The sequence below is a fragment of the Simiduia litorea genome (assembly GCF_042853465.1).
In the GTDB taxonomy this organism is placed as follows: domain Bacteria; phylum Pseudomonadota; class Gammaproteobacteria; order Pseudomonadales; family Cellvibrionaceae; genus Simiduia; species Simiduia litorea.
On the sequence record NZ_AP031497.1, the window covers coordinates 1,485,001 to 1,500,923 of the forward strand.

At 50.1% G+C, this 15,923-nt stretch carries 12 protein-coding genes, 2 rRNA genes and 1 riboswitch (1 of these 15 running past the window's edge); of the genes, 8 read left to right on the forward strand and 6 right to left on the reverse strand.

The genetic code is table 11. The features are described from left to right. Together ACGHTT_RS06555 and rrf are read left to right on the forward strand one after the other, a co-directional pair. A 23S ribosomal RNA gene (locus ACGHTT_RS06555) occupies positions 1 to 1,404 on the forward strand; it begins 1,483 nt to the left of the window's first position. A gap of 313 nt (positions 1,405 to 1,717) precedes the next feature. After that, positions 1,718 to 1,833, forward strand: a 5S ribosomal RNA gene (gene rrf / locus ACGHTT_RS06560). Between the two features lie 608 nt (positions 1,834 to 2,441). Here the strand turns inward: rrf and ACGHTT_RS06565 are convergent. The 5 genes from ACGHTT_RS06565 to xseA all read right to left on the reverse strand — a co-directional run bounded on the left by ACGHTT_RS06565 (position 2,442) and on the right by xseA (position 7,971). After that, positions 2,442 to 4,040, reverse strand: a complete 1,599-nt coding sequence (locus ACGHTT_RS06565) for a cation:proton antiporter (RefSeq protein WP_390594260.1) — start codon at positions 4,038 to 4,040, stop codon at positions 2,442 to 2,444. 86 nt (positions 4,041 to 4,126) lie between these two features. Continuing rightward, positions 4,127 to 4,948 carry a thiazole synthase gene (locus ACGHTT_RS06570; protein ID WP_390594261.1) on the reverse strand — a complete coding sequence of 274 codons (822 nt, stop codon included), beginning with the start codon at positions 4,946 to 4,948 and terminating at the stop codon, positions 4,127 to 4,129. Between the two features lies 1 nt (position 4,949). Further along, positions 4,950 to 5,162, reverse strand: a complete 213-nt coding sequence (gene thiS, locus ACGHTT_RS06575; RefSeq protein WP_390594262.1) for a sulfur carrier protein ThiS — start codon at positions 5,160 to 5,162, stop codon at positions 4,950 to 4,952. 32 nt (positions 5,163 to 5,194) lie between these two features. Further along, positions 5,195 to 6,283: a glycine oxidase ThiO gene (thiO, locus tag ACGHTT_RS06580; protein WP_390594263.1), complete on the reverse strand. Its 1,089-nt coding sequence runs from the start codon at positions 6,281 to 6,283 to the stop codon at positions 5,195 to 5,197. Between the two features lie 49 nt (positions 6,284 to 6,332). Continuing rightward, positions 6,333 to 6,503, reverse strand: a riboswitch (TPP riboswitch). A 58-nt stretch (positions 6,504 to 6,561) separates the two neighbouring features. Then, a complete protein-coding gene (gene xseA, locus ACGHTT_RS06585) occupies positions 6,562 to 7,971 on the reverse strand; it encodes an exodeoxyribonuclease VII large subunit (protein WP_390594264.1) in 1,410 nt (469 codons plus the stop codon). 218 nt (positions 7,972 to 8,189) lie between these two features. Between xseA and guaB the strand changes: the two genes are divergently transcribed. The 6 genes from guaB to ACGHTT_RS06615 all read left to right on the forward strand — a co-directional run bounded on the left by guaB (position 8,190) and on the right by ACGHTT_RS06615 (position 15,471). Next, positions 8,190 to 9,665 (forward strand): IMP dehydrogenase, encoded by a 1,476-nt coding sequence (guaB, locus tag ACGHTT_RS06590; RefSeq protein WP_290262105.1) that lies wholly within the window; start codon positions 8,190 to 8,192, stop codon positions 9,663 to 9,665. Between the two features lie 111 nt (positions 9,666 to 9,776). Further along, positions 9,777 to 11,354 (forward strand): glutamine-hydrolyzing GMP synthase, encoded by a 1,578-nt coding sequence (gene guaA, locus ACGHTT_RS06595; RefSeq protein WP_390594267.1) that lies wholly within the window; start codon positions 9,777 to 9,779, stop codon positions 11,352 to 11,354. Positions 11,355 to 11,403: 49 nt separating this feature from the next. Further along, the gene (locus ACGHTT_RS06600) at positions 11,404 to 11,766 is read left to right on the forward strand and encodes an FHA domain-containing protein (RefSeq protein WP_390594268.1); all 363 of its coding nucleotides are present in this window, start codon (positions 11,404 to 11,406) and stop codon (positions 11,764 to 11,766) included. A gap of 41 nt (positions 11,767 to 11,807) precedes the next feature. Then, complete coding sequence (locus ACGHTT_RS06605; protein ID WP_390594269.1) at positions 11,808 to 14,210, forward strand: protein kinase domain-containing protein; 2,403 nt, start codon at positions 11,808 to 11,810, stop codon at positions 14,208 to 14,210. A 45-nt stretch (positions 14,211 to 14,255) separates the two neighbouring features. Beyond that, a complete protein-coding gene (locus tag ACGHTT_RS06610) occupies positions 14,256 to 14,609 on the forward strand; it encodes an FHA domain-containing protein (protein WP_390594270.1) in 354 nt (117 codons plus the stop codon). Positions 14,610 to 14,868: 259 nt separating this feature from the next. Continuing rightward, on the forward strand, positions 14,869 to 15,471 hold the full coding sequence (locus ACGHTT_RS06615; RefSeq protein WP_390594272.1) for a PEP-CTERM sorting domain-containing protein: 603 nt from the start codon (positions 14,869 to 14,871) through the stop codon (positions 15,469 to 15,471). A gap of 67 nt (positions 15,472 to 15,538) precedes the next feature. Here ACGHTT_RS06615 and fdxA read toward each other — a convergent pair whose 3' ends face one another. Continuing rightward, positions 15,539 to 15,862 (reverse strand): ferredoxin FdxA, encoded by a 324-nt coding sequence (gene fdxA, locus ACGHTT_RS06620; protein WP_290262120.1) that lies wholly within the window; start codon positions 15,860 to 15,862, stop codon positions 15,539 to 15,541. Positions 15,863 to 15,923 lie beyond the last annotated feature (61 nt).

Consider the following 15,923-nt stretch of genomic DNA (forward strand, 5'->3'; position numbering starts at 1 on the left):
GGTCCCCTAAGGCTGAGAACTGATGACGAGCTCAATTTATTGAGCGAAGTGGTTGATGCCATGCTTCCAAGAAAAGCTTCTAAGCTTCAGGTAACAAAGAACCGTACTGTAAACCGACACAGGTGATCAGGTAGAGAATACCAAGGCGCTTGAGAGAACTCGGGTGAAGGAACTAGGCAAAATAGTACCGTAACTTCGGGAGAAGGTACGCCACTGACGGTGAAGGATTTACTCCGTAAGCTGTCGGTGGTCGAAGTAACCAGTCCGCTGCAACTGTTTATTAAAAACACAGCACTCTGCAAACACGTAAGTGGACGTATAGGGTGTGACGCCTGCCCGGTGCTGGAAGGTTAATTGATGGGGTTAGCGTAAGCGAAGCTCTTGATCGAAGCCCCAGTAAACGGCGGCCGTAACTATAACGGTCCTAAGGTAGCGAAATTCCTTGTCGGGTAAGTTCCGACCTGCACGAATGGCGTAATGATGGCGGAGCTGTCTCCACCCGAGACTCAGTGAAATTGAAATCGCTGTTAAGATGCAGTGTACCCGCGGCTAGACGGAAAGACCCCGTGAACCTTTACTGTAGCTTTGCACTGAACTTTGAACCTATTTGTGTAGGATAGGTGGGAGGCTTTGAAGTCGAGACGCTAGTTTCGATGGAGCCGTCCTTGAAATACCACCCTGGTATGTTTGAGGTTCTAACGTAGGTCCCTAATCGGGATTGCGGACAGTGCATGGTGGGCAGTTTGACTGGGGCGGTCTCCTCCCAAAGAGTAACGGAGGAGCACGAAGGTTGGCTAATCCTGGTCGGAAATCAGGAGGTTAGTGTAATGGCACAAGCCAGCTTGACTGCGAGACTGACACGTCGAGCAGGTACGAAAGTAGGTCATAGTGATCCGGTGGTTCTGTATGGAAGGGCCATCGCTCAACGGATAAAAGGTACTCCGGGGATAACAGGCTGATACCGCCCAAGAGTTCACATCGACGGCGGTGTTTGGCACCTCGATGTCGGCTCATCACATCCTGGGGCTGAAGCCGGTCCCAAGGGTATGGCTGTTCGCCATTTAAAGTGGTACGCGAGCTGGGTTTAGAACGTCGTGAGACAGTTCGGTCCCTATCTGCCGTGGGCGTTGGAGATTTGAGAAGAGTTGTTCCTAGTACGAGAGGACCGGAATGAACGAACCTCTGGTGTTCGGGTTGTCATGCCAATGGCATTGCCCGGTAGCTACGTTCGGACGGGATAACCGCTGAAAGCATCTAAGCGGGAAGCCTCCTTCAAGATTAGATCTCCCTGGGACTTTAAGTCCCCTAAAGAGCCGTTGAAGACTACGACGTTGATAGGTTGGGTGTGGAAGCGCTGTGAGGCGTTGAGCTAACCAATACTAATTGCTCGTGAGGCTTGACCATATAACAGAAACGATTGTGTTGACGTTATTTTTTAGAAATGAAATAAAGTGATTTGAGAACGATCTGAAGTTATGTCTGAGAAACCAGAACGACAAATGAATCAGATTTATGTAACAAAGAGACTCAGCATCTACAGTTATTATTACGACGACTTTGTGATTGAAAGATGACAAAGGCATTTATCGCCCTATTTGGAGTGAATCGCAAGTAACCGTCCATGGTACTTGAGCCCAGTCCAGCCCTCCATGGCTGGCCGTTCATGACCCCGCAAAGCAATGCTTTGCAGACGGAGCCATTCACCCATACCAGTTTGCTTGACGACCATAGCGATTTGGAACCACCTGATCCCATCCCGAACTCAGTAGTGAAACGAATTAGCGCCGATGGTAGTGTGGGGTTTCCCCATGTGAGAGTAGGACATTGTCAAGCATCTAACTAAAAACGCCCTGTAGGATATCCTGCAGGGCGTTTTGCTTTGTGCGCTCTCACAAGGGTAATCGGAGTGCCGCACCACCCCTCTTTTTATTTGTGGCAGTTCTCGGGCTTCCTGCCCTTCACTGCACCGCCACCTCCCTGTGGATTGGGGCCGCTCGCCGAGGCGTCGGACCGGCGGTCCGGCCGACAAGCGGATGGCTGCCCCGCAGCTGGCCGCGCCCCGCAGCGCAGGTTGCTGTTCGCAACCTCAACGCGCAGCTCCGCCCCCATGTGAAGGCGTGCCAGTATTGATATCGGGGAGGAACACACCTAGCTGCTGGTGATTCCTGCCGTAGCAGCGGATCACCTTGAGGGTTTATCGAAGTTTTACCGCGAAGACTGTGGTGTAAGGATTTATCCGTGAACCATGTTAAAAAAAACGGCAGGCCAGAAGTGCAAAAGCCCAATCGTAAGCACGATTGGGCTTTTTTTACTTGCGACGATAAATAAGTCGCTCGAAACTTTTGTAGATTGTAGGGCCAGCAATCCGGCTTACAGCTGAGCCGCCTGCCGTCCTTCCTGTCAGCTGTGTCCTGTTAACTCAATCTTTTCTTTCCAAACATTTAAACCGCTGCAGCAGGTTTCTGCGGCAATACGTCTAGCAGGTTTGAAAGTGTGTGCTCTGCAAAACCCGCACCGGCTTCAGCGTAGTAATTGAAAACAACATCGGCACCGGCGGCTTTCATGGCTGCGCGCTCGTCTTCATATTTTGCAACGGCTGCGACTTTGCCTTTGTAGCCGGAGTGGCGAAGCTGCTCCACCGCATCCACCATTTCGGACAGCGATGGCATAGTGAACATGACGAGTTTGTAGCGTGTCGATTGAAGACCTTCCCAGAAGTCGGCATCTTCGGCATCACCGTAAACAACTTTTCGCCCAGCCGTCTTGTGCGCAGCCATTTTTGATTTGTCGGTATCGACGCCGCAAACCCGTAGGTTGTATTGATTCTGTATGGTGTCGTAGGCTCCGGAACCCACGCGGCCCATACCGACGATAAGTACTTCCACATTTTTCGCTGGGCACTGGGGATCATCATCGGTATCGAGATCTGTCTCGAAGCGTTTTAATACGTCCTTATATTTCGCGTAAAGCTGATGGGATCTGCCGTTAATCAATGTGGATAAGACAAAGGATATTGAGACTGCGATGGCGAGGGTTGCCATCCAACTTTCCGAGAGCCAGCCGAGCTTTAAACTTAGCGCGGCGACTATCAAACCAAATTCACTGTATTGGGTCAGCGCTAAGCTCGCTAACATGGCCGTTCGCGCGCGCATTTTAAAGCGAGTAAGCAGGAAGAAAAATGCCGCCGCTTTAAGCGGTAGTAACAGGCAAAGCACCAGAGCGATACCTAACATGGTTAATGTGGGCTCAGCGGCGAGGCCTATATTAAGGAAAAAGCCGATTAGGAAGATATCCTTAAAGCTGATCATGCTTTTTGCCAGCTCGCCCGCTTTTTTGTCGCCGCTAATGAGCATGCCGAAAATTAACGCACCGAGATCGGCTTTCATGCCAACAAGTTCGAACAAAGTGCCGCCGAGGGCGGTGAGTATGATGCCTGCAAGAATGAGTATTTCATCGTGTCCGCTGGCTTTGATGACGTAGCTGAACAGAGGTCGAGCAAAGAAAAGCAGCGGTAGCAAGAGTGCCCACAGGCTGGGGATTTTTCCGGTGGAGGCGGTTAAAAATAAAACCGCAACAATATCTTGGACAATTAGAATGCCAATGGCGAGTTGACCGTGACGGACGCGAAATTCACCCCGCTCTTCCAGCATAGCAACCGCGCATACAGTAGAGCTGAAGCTGAGAGCGAAGGCGATTAATGCCGCTTGCTGCCAATTGATATCGGAAACTAAAGGCAGGCCAAGAGCGCCGATAAATAACAAAAAGCCGAAGGTGATCGCACCATAAGACACTGTATGCTCGACGGTAGAACGATAGATCTCGGGTTTCAATAGGCTCTTTAAGTCAAGTTTTAGTCCGATGATGAACAGCATTAAGGCTATGCCAGTATCGGAAATAAACTCGATGGTTTTTGAGGATTCAAAACCAGCGAGCCCTAGCCCGAAGCCTGCGATAAGGTAGCCAACCAGTGGCGGCTGGCCAATTTGCCGAGCGATAAAGCCGAAGGCGAAGGCGGCAATGATGATTAGGCTACTGTCCATTGGGTCGTTTGACTCCTTGCACTTGATAGGTGGCCGGCTGGTTATTTTAGACTGCCTTATACCACAAAGCCGCCCCTAGCCGAAGTTTACTTGTGATGCCAAAACGGTTGGCCAATAGGCGATGTGGAAGGACTCGCATTTTGACGCGGTAACATTAAGCCAGCTTGATAGGCTAAGCGGCCTGACTCTATGGCGAGTTTGAAGGCCGATGCCATGGCCACTGGGTTGAGCGCCTTTGCCACGGCGGTGTTTAATAGCACGCCATCAAAGCCTAGCTCCATAGCCTGCGTGGCATCTGAAGGGGCGCCGAGGCCGGCGTCGATGATCAACGGGGTATCGGGCAGCCGTTCGCGCAGGGTTCTCAACGCGTAATTGTTCATTAGCCCCAGCCCCGTGCCGATGGGAGACCCCCACGGCATAACGGCCTCGCAGCCCGCATCTCTTAACCGTAAGCAAAGAATAAGATCGTCGGTACTATAGGGTAAAACCTTAAAACCCCGCTTAATAAGCTCGGCGGCGGCTTTTACCAGCTCGAAAGGATCGGGCTGCAAATTGTAATCGTCGCCGATAACCTCGAGTTTTATCCAATCTGTGTCGAAAATTTCGCGACACATTTCCGCTAGGTTAATCGCTTCTTCTGCTGTCTTGCAGCCCGCTGTGTTAGGTAGTAGTTGGCAGCCTAAAGATTGTATTTCCTGCCAGAAAGCTTCACCTTGGCGATTCGCGGGGTCTTGTCGGCGTAAACTCAGCGTGACGAGGCTCGCGCCGCTCGCTGTCACGGCATCTTTCATGATGGCCGGAGATGGATACAGCGCCGAGCCTATGAGAAACCGGCTGTTAAACGACTCGCCATACAATTGTAATGTAGGCGCGTATTTGAGCTGCGTTAACGCGTGAAGTTTGTCCATGTTAACCTCCTGCCACTGGTGTCAGTAGGTCAATATAATCGCCGGGTTTGAGTTGATAATTTGAGTACTGGGAGCGCGGTAAAAATTCATTATTGATAGCGAGCGAAAATTTACCATGATTCAACTGCCAGCTATCTAATGCAGCGTTGACACTGATATTAGTTTCAACTGACTTTTGATCGCCATTGAGATGAACAATCATGAACTCTTGCATAAGGCGCCCTCGCTTTGGTAGTGATTGGAATATTAATGGGGTGTAAATTGCGCGTTGATTCTCTGTATGGACTCAGCCACTAAGGCGGGCGCCAGTAGAAAACCGTGTCGGTACAAACCATTAATACTCATGTGTTTATTGGTTTGAATTATGTGCGGTTGGTTGTTCGGATAAGCGGGTCGAAGGTTGGTGTCCGTTTCAATGACGCGCGCCTCTGCAAACGCCGGATGCAGTGTGTAGAGCGCGCTCGACAGCTCCAATGTTGATTGCAGGCTAATGGCGCTAATATCTTCACTTTCAATCTCTGTGGCACCAATAATAAACTGCTGATGAGGCTTTGGTACGGCATAGAGTTTGTAACGTGGGTGCATTAATCGAATGGGGCGCTGAAACGTAACGTCTTTAGTTTCGACCCAGAGCACTTCACCGCGCACGCCGCGCAGTGCATTTAAAGATGTTTTGGCGCCTATCCCTCGACAATCAATCAGGTAATCAAAACTGTTGGCGATATTGTGCTGCTGAAGTCTTATCGTTGATTGCTCACATATTTCATCGTCAATCATGTTAATGGGGCAATTATCAATACAAATGCCACCATGATCTTTAATGGCGGTTAGTAGTCGCGACAACAAATGTCGATTATCTATATGGGCTTCATTCGGCAAGTAAATCGCCCGATTAAAATGACTTAACAGCGGTTCCAACGCCTTTAGTTGAGCGGCGTTTAACCATTCTGCCGCGAAACTCTCGCCGCGTAGTTTGTAACTTATGTCTCGGTAAAATTGTTCGAGTTCTATTTGGTCTTGTGGGTGGGCTAGGGCGATGCTGCCTTTGGCAAAAAAAAGTGCACGCTTTGCGGTAAGTGTCTTCAACCAAAGGGGCCATAAGGCAAGAGATTTTATGCCTAAGTCATAGATATGTTTTTCACTGGTGGCGAGCTCGCTCAGCGGTGATATCATGCCGGCGGCAGTGAAGGCTGCCGCGCGCGAGTTTGTGAAACCGGCGGCTTCAATTAAATAGACTTTGTAGCCTTCTAAGAGCAAGCGCCACGCTAACAGCCTGCCTAATAGGCCTGCGCCGAGGATTGCAATGCGTGGTTGAGCTGTTCGAGTGAGTGTCACGTGCGCTGCCTGTTAATAAACATGGGCGCAGAAATACAAAGATGTCTAATGGCGGGCATCTCTTGTTTCCTACGCAGGTGTTAACCTGATCAGGTTCTACGGGTTCAGCGAACTGATCTCAGCCCTGCACAGCAAACATTTGAATCTATAATTTGAAGCAGCCTTTATTTGAACTGCTTCAAATTATAGATTGCGGAGCAGGGCGCCCCGACAAGAGCTGGCAGTTTAAAGAGGGCGGCAGGTGGCTGCAAGTTTTAATCGAGCAGTGCGGGGGAAGATTAACCGTTGGTGGTTTCTACAGTGGCGCTGAATTCGCCCTCGTGTAAACGCGCACGCACGGTTTCTCCGGCTTTTAACTGCGACGCTTTGGTGATGACTTGAGCTCTATCATTGGTAACTAGCGCGTAGCCGCGCTCCAGCGTTTGTAAGGGGCTAAGGTTGTGTAGGCTTTGCATGTGTAAATGTAAACTATGTTGCTGGCTTTCGAGCTGCTGTTGCAGCTTGGCCGTGAGTTGCTGTAAAGCGAAGCTGACTCGATCTTTTGCCTGCTGAATTTGCCGAGCGGGATCTTGGTTGTGTAAACGCTTTTCAATCTGCAGGAAATGGATTTTTTTACTTTGTAGTTGCCGCACGGGATGTAGCTGCTGAAGCTGGCTGGTGAGGTATTCGGCTTTTATCTGGGCTCGACTTACGGCATTGTTTAGGGCTAGGTGCAGCTGACGCTGAGCGCGATTTACCTGCTCCAATACGGGTACCAACTTGGGTTCGCAGCGGTTAAGCCGGTGCGAATAAAAGTCGGTTCTTTGGGCCAGGTGTTTAAGCTTTCGCTCCATGGCCTCTTCAAGCAGATAGGAAAAGCCAGTAAAACTTTCCTGCCAATCGCTGGCATCGGGCGACAGTAATTCCGCCGCTGCCGACGGCGTGGGCGCTCTTAGGTCGGCGCAGTAGTCGGCGATGGTGGTGTCGGTTTCATGGCCTACGCCGCAGACGATGGGCAGTCGGCTATTGGCAATAGCGCGCGCCACAGTTTCTTCGTTGAAGCTCCACAGGTCTTCGAGCGAGCCGCCGCCTCGGGCGAGCAAAATAACGTCAAACTGCGTTTGTTGGTTGGCCAGTTCAATGGCTTTAACGATGGCGGGCGCCGCGTCAGCGCCTTGTACCGGTACTGGTATGAGGGTTAAGGGTTGACCCGCCCAACGGCGTTTGAACACCGCCAGAATATCTCTAAGTGCGGCCCCCGTGCCCGAGGTGATGATGGCGATATGCTTGGCAGGCAGTGGAATTTCTTTCTTATTGCGTGGCTCAAATAAACCTTCGAGTGCGAGGCGCTCCTTTAACTCTTCAAAGGCGCGTTGCAAAGCACCAAGGCCGGCATCTTCCATGTGCTCGGCGATGAGCTGATAGTCACCTCGTCCCTCGTATAAGCTAACGCGACCACGAATAAGTACCTTGGCGCCGTTCTTGGGTTGAATACGTAGATATTGGCTGCGGTTTTTAAACATGGCGCAGCGAATTTGTGCGCCACTGTCCTTTAACGTGAAATAGCTGTGGCCTGAGGCCGGACGCGTGTAGTTACTGATTTCACCTTCCACCCAGAGCAGGGAAAGGTGCGTCTCTAACAGCTGTCTCGCCTGTCGGTTCAACTGGCTTACGGTGTAAAGCTTTTTATCGGCAGTGGCAGCAGTCATGGCTCTCGAGCGGCGGCAAAAAGCTGACTATACCCAAGCAATTGGGCCGGTGCGAGCAGTAATCTGCAGCCATAGGCGCTGTAATATGGCTGTTATAGGCAAGCGATAGCCTCAGATACGTTGAAAAAGAGAGACGTCCAGTTTACCCAATAGGTTCAAATCGTTATAATCGACCGTTTACCTTCTAAACCTTCTATTTACTAGGTTGATTGCAAACTATGTTGCGAATTGCACAAGAAGCACTGACATTCGACGATGTTTTATTGGTACCCGGCTATTCGGATATTACCGCTAAAGACGTGTCGCTCAAGACCCAATTAACCCGTGGCATTCAGCTCAATATTCCGCTGGTATCAGCGGCTATGGATACTGTCACCGAGTCTCGCTTGGCGATAGCGATGGCGCAAGAGGGCGGTATTGGCATTATTCACAAGAGCATGTCCATTGAGCAGCAGGCGCTCGAAGTGCGCAAAGTGAAGAAGTTTGAGGCCGGCGTTGTTCAAGATCCGATTACTATCGACAGCAATGCTACCATTGCCGAGTTGGTGGCACTGACGCGCGCCAACAATATCTCGGGTGTGCCGGTATTAGATAATGGCGACTTGGTGGGTATTGTGACGGGTCGCGATGTGCGCTTCGAAACCAATATGGCGGCTAAGGTAGCCTCTATCATGACGCCGAAAGATCAGCTGGTGACCGTTAAAGAAGGCGAAGCGCCTGAAATTGTGCGTGGACTGTTGCATAAACACCGCATTGAAAAAGTGTTGGTGGTGAACGATAAGTTCGAGTTGCGCGGCTTGATTACCGTTAAAGATATTAGCAAAGCTGAAAACTTCCCGAGTGCTTGTAAAGACCCAGCGGGCCGCTTGCGCGTTGGCGCCTCGGTTGGCACCAGCCCCGATACCGACGATCGTGTTAAAGCGCTGATTGAAGCCGGTGTGGATGTGCTCGTTGTGGATACCGCACACGGCCACTCAAAGAATGTTCTAGACAGAGTTAAGCGTATAAAAACCCTTTACCCTGATATTCAGGTTATTGGCGGAAACATCGCCACTGGCGCTGCAGCGTTGGCGTTGGTTGAAGCCGGTGCCGACGGGGTTAAAGTCGGTATTGGCCCTGGTTCTATTTGCACCACGCGTATTGTAACCGGTGTTGGTGTGCCACAAATCTCTGCTATCGCCGGCGTGGTAGAAGCGCTGAAAGATACCGATATTCCTGTTATCGCCGACGGTGGTATTCGCTACTCTGGCGATATCTCCAAAGCCGTTGTTGCAGGTGCCCATTGTTTAATGATGGGTTCTATGTTCGCCGGTACTGAAGAAGCGCCGGGCGAGGTTGAGCTGTACCAAGGCCGAACCTATAAATCTTATCGCGGTATGGGTTCCCTCGGTGCCATGGCGAGAACCCAAGGCTCGTCTGATCGCTACTTTCAAGATGCTAGTCAAGGCACTGAAAAACTAGTGCCAGAGGGTATTGAGGGGCGCGTGCCTTACAAGGGGCCGCTGTCTGCCATCGTGCACCAAATGATGGGCGGCTTGCGCTCTGCCATGGGCTACACCGGCTCGATTGATATGCAGACCATGCGCACGAAACCCGAATTTGTACGGGTTACCAGCGCCGGTATGGGCGAGAGCCATGTGCACGATGTGAGCATAACCAAAGAAGCACCTAACTACCCTGTTGGTGGTCGTTAAGTTGCACGCTTGATAAGACAGTGATCGGCCAAGGCCGGTCACTTTTGTTTTCGGGGGAGAGAAAAACCTCTCTCTTTTGTCAGTTTCGTTAGTAAAAAGTTGCGAGCCCTCATGAGCCAAGATATTCACGCCCAACGTATTTTAATTCTCGATTTTGGGTCTCAATACACCCAACTCATCGCCCGCCGTATTCGGGAAATTGGTGTTTATTCCGAAGTGCGCGCCTTCGACATGACCGAAGCCGAAATTCGCGAGTTTGATCCCAAGGGTATTATATTATCCGGCGGTCCTGAATCTGTAACCGAGGGTGAATCACCACGCGCCGATGCAGCCGTTTTCGAGCTTGGGATTCCAGTGCTTGGTATTTGCTACGGTATGCAAACCATGGCCGAGCAGCTGGGCGGTAAAGTTTCTACCAGCGATGTGCGTGAATTTGGTTATGCGCAGGTGAAGGTCGAAGGTACAAGTGCGCTATTGCACGATATTAAAGATCATCTCGCTGTAGATGGCGCTGGCTTACTCGATGTGTGGATGAGCCACGGCGATAAAGTAACCAGCATGCCAGCCAACTTTACCTTGATGGCGTCAACGCCTTCTTGCCCCATCGCCGGTATGTACTGCGAGGAAAAAGACTTTTTTGGTGTGCAGTTCCATCCCGAGGTGACCCATACCCTGCAGGGCCGCCGCATATTCGAACACTTTGTATTGGAGTTGTGTGGCTGCAAAGCGCTGTGGACGCCGGCCAATATTGTTGAAGATGCGATTAACCGCGTGCGCGAACAAGTGGGTAGCGACAACGTGTTACTGGGTTTGTCCGGCGGTGTGGACTCATCTGTGGTTGCAGCGCTGTTGCACAAGGCCATCGGCAGCCAGCTCACCTGTGTCTTTGTCGACAATGGGTTGTTGCGCAAAAACGAAGGCGATCAAGTGATGGACATGTTTGCGAAAAACATGGGTGTCAAAGTTATTCGCGCTAATGAAGAAACACAGTTTTTATCGCGTTTGGCGGGTGAAAACGACCCAGAGAAAAAGCGCAAGATTATCGGCAATACCTTTATTGATGTGTTCGATCAGGAGGCCACTAAGCTCAAAGGCATTAAGTGGCTGGCGCAGGGCACCATATACCCCGATGTGATCGAGTCTGCGGCCAGTAAAACCGGTAAGGCCCATGTTATTAAGTCACACCACAATGTGGGCGGTTTACCCGATGACATGGCGTTCGAGCTAGTCGAGCCACTGCGCGAACTGTTTAAAGATGAAGTGCGTAAAATAGGCCTAGAGTTAGGTCTGCCTTACGACATGGTTTACCGTCACCCATTCCCAGGTCCAGGTTTGGGCGTGCGCATTTTGGGTGAAGTGAAAAAAGAGTATGCTGATATTTTGCGCGAAGCCGATGCTATTTTCTTAGAAGAATTGCATAAGGCTGACTGGTATCACAAAACCTCGCAAGCATTCGCGGTATTCTTACCGGTCAAGTCTGTCGGTGTGGTTGGCGATGGTCGTCGATACGAGTGGGTGATTGCTCTACGCGCCGTGGAAACCATCGATTTTATGACGGCTCGCTGGGCGCACTTGCCCTATGAGTTGTTGGAAACCGTGTCGAACCGTATTATCAACGAGATCTCCGGCGTTTCTCGCGTCGCCTACGACGTATCGAGCAAACCGCCAGCGACGATTGAGTGGGAATAATACGGAGAAGGCTTGGGTAACCAGGCCTTTTTTATGTGTGAGGATTAAGATGGCGTTTTTACAGCATTGCCTAAATGGCGCAATTGTGGCGCACTACCATGTAGATGGCGCACTGCTAGTGGGTCGCCAAAGTGATAACGATATTGTGCTTGAAGATTCCACTGTGTCGAGTTTACATGCCGAAATCACGGTGGACGCCGAAGGTGTGTTTCACTTTAAAGATCTGGGCAGTACCAATGGTGTACTTTATCAGGGTAAAAAGGTTGCTTCAGGTACCCTAGTAACGGGTGAGTGGTTGACCGTAGGTCTGCACGAGTTTACCCGGATTGAAAAGTTGGCCGAGGGCATGGAGCGCACCTTGCGAATTAAGAAAAGCTGGATACCAGGCGTCTATTACACATCTGATAAATAAGGGTAAACTGCCAGCTAATAATATCGATAATGGCATTGCGCATGCGCCCTTTTAGGCGAATATTTAACCAATTAAACGCTGTTGATCTCATCTACCTTCTGCTTGCGCTCGGGTTTGTGATGGCGTTGCAGTGGCCGGTCTGGTTACAACAACCTCTACAGTGGTTGGATCAGCGCTTGTTGTCGGCCAGCTATTCCTTAAGTGCGCCACCGCCGGCGCCGGTTAAGATTGGTTTGGCGGAAATTCCCGATGCGTTACTGGCTGATTTCACACGCCTTCCCGTAAATCACCCGTTGGCCGAAAAACTCATCGATTTGCACCGCAAGGGTGTGCCTTTTCATGTCTTTTTACCTTCACCTTTTAGTGTTGCAGGCTTTACGCAGCCAGATGACTTTGCGGCTTTGGCGACGGCACTGTCTGCAGATGAGAGCGACACTGTACTCGCGCAGCGCCAGTTGTTACTAGCGAGGGTGAAGGAATTACAACAGTGGAAAGATTTTGTTGAGAGCCCAGATATTTTTTGGTTTTTGCCGTGGGGTCAGTTGGATCAAGGTGGCGGACGAGCGCTGAGGTTTCAGTTGACGGCGTCGCCTTGGAATGTCGGCTTGCTGCAGTGGTTGGCCGGTAGCGATCAGTCGCCGCAGGGCTTACAAAATTTACCAGCAGCGCGGCAGCACTATGAGTTTTTAGGTGCTGGTGCGCCTGGTCAGGCGCGTTTATGGGGCCAAATTGGCGAACATCAAACATTAATAACGGCGCCGCTTCTATTGGCGCAGCACAGCCAAGCCCTAGGTGCTTTGCAATGGGCTGATGGCCGACTGCAGGCTCCCGAGCGCTCGTGGAGCCGATCTATTAATGCCCGCGGTGTGATTCCGGTGGATTGGCGTTTGGCGCCGGTGGTCTTACCAATGAACGATGTAGTTGGTCGGTTAAGTGAATTTGATCTCTTGTTGATTGCGCCTCAGTCGAATGCTCAAGCATTGTTAGCAGCGGCAGCGTTGAACACGCTGTTGGCCGATCACTACCCGAAAAGCCCTGATTGGGCTTGGGCTTGGCTGCCTCTTAGCGTGTTATTGCTGGCTTTGTTCAGCGCACCTATCTGGCTGCGCGCTGGTTCGGCTGTGTTGGTGCTGAGTCTGGTTTTAGTCTCCACTTCATTGGTGGCATTGCAGCTTGCCGCGCATATCTATTACCAATGGTGGTTACCCACGGGTGCCGCGCTGATGTTTATCTGGTGCGCCGTGATGCTACGTTTCATTGGGGTAGGTTTTTCTCGGCCTTTGGAAAGGCTAAGACAAAGCTGGCGCTTGGGTTGGCAGCAAATAGTGCGCGAGCAAATAGGCTCCGGCAAACTGGCTGAGGCGGAGAATCATTTGAATAATTTAATGCAGTTCGGCCCAGAAAACTGGCAGCTGCAAGCAAGTTACGACATCGCACAGAGTTACGAAAAGCAGCGCCGATATGAGCAAGCGGAACAGCTTTACCGCGATATTTTAATCAAGGCACCAAAATTTTCTGATGTTAAAAACCGTCTAACACGCCTGAAAGAGTTGTCGGGTAGTCAGGGAGCAGGGGGCTTGGATGCAACGCTCGTGATTGATGAGCAGATCATCAATAAACCTGTGTTAGGCCGCTATGAAATACAGAAAGAATTGGGCCGTGGGGCAATGGGGGTGGTCTATCTTGGCCGAGACCCACGCATTAGCCGCATGGTGGCGATAAAGACTTTACACTATAAGCATTTCGAGCCGAGTCAATTGCCAGAATTGAAAGCGCGTTTTTTTAGAGAGGCTGAAGCGGCGGGTCGATTAAGTCACCCAAATATCGTTTCTGTTTTTGATGCCGGAGAAGAAGCTGATTTAGCGTTTATCGCGATGGACTATGTGCCTGGTAAAGCATTGAATTATTTTACCAATCCTAAGCGTTTGCTACCGGTGCCGATAGTATATGGCTTAATGGCCAAAGCCGCCGATGCATTATTTTACGCGCATAAACATCAAATTATTCACCGCGATATTAAGCCCAGTAATTTACTCTACGACCCGGAAACTGGCCGCATGAAGGTTAGCGACTTTGGTATCGCGCGCTTGGTGGATAACTCCAAAACACGCACTGGCGACGTTATGGGTAGTCCGCTCTACATGTCGCCCGAGCAACTTAAGGGCGTAAAGGTGAGCGAAGCCGCAGATATTTATAGCTTGGGCGTTACTATGTACCAGCTACTCACCGGTAAGCTACCATTTGACGGCGATAGCCTTGCTAATTTGACCTATCAAATATTGCAAGGTAAACACGCCAGCGTAAGAACGCACAGGGCAGAATTACCTCCGAGTGCCACGCGAATCACCAATAAAGCATTGCAAAAGGACCCAGAAGACCGCTTTGCCAATGCTCGGGAAATGGCCGAAGCTATTCGTAAATCGCTAGCGCGGGATTTTGAATAGCCAAGAAAAATTTGAATCTGTTGCAAATATTTAGACGAGGTGTATATGGCTCAGTTAGCGCAATTAATTGATGACGTCGTGGTTAACAAGTTCGACTTAGATAAAACACCACTGACCATTGGTCGCCATGCCGATAATCGGGTGCAAATAGATGATGGCGCGGTCAGCGGTCGCCATGCTGTCGTGTCGATTAGGAAAAACCCCGATTTTCCCGAGTATCAAGAGATAGTGTTAGAAGATTTGGGTAGCACTAACGGCACGCGCGTGAATGGCGAGAAAATTAAAGGCAAGGTGATTTTAAATCATGGCGATGTGGTAAAAATTGGCTGGAATGAATTCAAACTTATCGATAGCAAGCAAAAGAATTTGGCCAGTACCGTGCATATGCTACAAGATTAACCATTCGACGTTTAAGGCATATTTTGATAATCCAACGTAGATTCTGAAGGGCATTTAGGTAATCGATCTCGTTATTTGGTACTAGTTTAGGCATTAAGTTTTTGCGTCGAGATACTTTACATTTTCACCTAGTGATTGTTGTACATTTTTCTCTGTGAGACGCTAAGTGATTGAGTTAAAGGCAAATTTTCGTTGTTGGGACGCATCTTGCTTTAGCTGGCCTCGTAGTATCACTATTTCAAACTAGAGGGAATTTGTTATGAAAATGAGATCGATGTTAGCTGTGCTTGCGGTTGCCGTTTTTTCAACCGGTGCTTATGGCATTTCGATAGAGCAGGCAGATATGGATGCTGGTAGTGTTTTCTTAAACTTTGATGAGTTGGCTGCGGGCACTGTCGTTTCTAATCAATATGCGGGTTACGGATTGACCATATCGGGAACCTTAGGAAACAATGGGAGCGGCGCCGCTTCTACTGTAACGGCTGAAGATACAGGTGGCAGTTATTCGGACCCAATCTATATTGGTCAGCCGAACAATAGCTGGGATGGCAGTGTGATTTTTGATTTCACTGGCGTTAACGTCACCCAGTTTGGTGCCTATCTTGTGGATTCCGCATCCAGTTGGTTGTCGTTATATGACTCGAGTAATACCTTGATCGAAACTATTTTTGGTAGTGGATCTGTGTATGATTGGGTCGGGGCAGATACTGGCGGTGTTAATATTGCTAGAGCCATTTTTTCCGGTGACTTTTATGCCGTTGATGATGTGATGTTTAATGCCAAAGTACCTGAGCCTGGCAGCCTTATTTTATTCTTGGCGGGCTTGTTGGGCGTTGTGGTTTCAAGGCGTCGAATAGGCTAAAGGTCCAGCTATAAAAAAACCGCGCCGAGCGCGGTTTTTTTATAGCTGGAGATTGGCGCGCGCGTGCTTAGCGCTCCAAATATTGCAACTTATTCTCAACGCCATCCCATTCGGCGGCATCCGCTGGGGCGTCTTTCATCTCGGTGATGTTTGGCCAGACTTGCGCCAACTCAGCATTCAGTTCTAAGAATACTTCCTGACCTTCCGGTAGTTCGTCTTCGGAAAAGATGGCACCCACTGGGCACTCAGGTTCGCACAGGGCGCAATCAATACATTCATCTGGGTGAATGACGAGGAAGTTAGGGCCTTCATAGAAACAATCAACGGGGCACACTTCCACGCAATCGGTGTGTTTACATTTAATACAGTTATCACCAACTACGAATGTCATCTATTGCACTCCGTCTTAATACGAAAAATTCGCCGGCATTCTACCGTAACCTTTGGCAGGT

Bases quoted from the DNA above. Each gene is read 5' to 3' on its own strand.
- ACGHTT_RS06610 (WP_390594270.1), top strand. From the start codon at position 14,256: ATGGCTCAGTTAGCGCAATTAATTGATGACGTCGTGGTTAACAAGTTC.
- guaB (WP_290262105.1), top strand. From the start codon at position 8,190: ATGTTGCGAATTGCACAAGAAGCACTGACATTCGACGATGTTTTATTG.
- guaA (WP_390594267.1), top strand. From the start codon at position 9,777: ATGAGCCAAGATATTCACGCCCAACGTATTTTAATTCTCGATTTTGGG.
- xseA (WP_390594264.1), bottom strand. From the start codon at position 7,971: ATGACTGCTGCCACTGCCGATAAAAAGCTTTACACCGTAAGCCAGTTG.
- fdxA (WP_290262120.1), bottom strand. From the start codon at position 15,862: ATGACATTCGTAGTTGGTGATAACTGTATTAAATGTAAACACACCGAT.
- ACGHTT_RS06565 (WP_390594260.1), bottom strand. From the start codon at position 4,040: ATGGACAGTAGCCTAATCATCATTGCCGCCTTCGCCTTCGGCTTTATC.
- ACGHTT_RS06570 (WP_390594261.1), bottom strand. From the start codon at position 4,948: ATGGACAAACTTCACGCGTTAACGCAGCTCAAATACGCGCCTACATTA.
- ACGHTT_RS06615 (WP_390594272.1), top strand. From the start codon at position 14,869: ATGAAAATGAGATCGATGTTAGCTGTGCTTGCGGTTGCCGTTTTTTCA.
- ACGHTT_RS06605 (WP_390594269.1), top strand. From the start codon at position 11,808: ATGCGCCCTTTTAGGCGAATATTTAACCAATTAAACGCTGTTGATCTC.
- thiS (WP_390594262.1), bottom strand. From the start codon at position 5,162: ATGCAAGAGTTCATGATTGTTCATCTCAATGGCGATCAAAAGTCAGTT.
- ACGHTT_RS06600 (WP_390594268.1), top strand. From the start codon at position 11,404: ATGGCGTTTTTACAGCATTGCCTAAATGGCGCAATTGTGGCGCACTAC.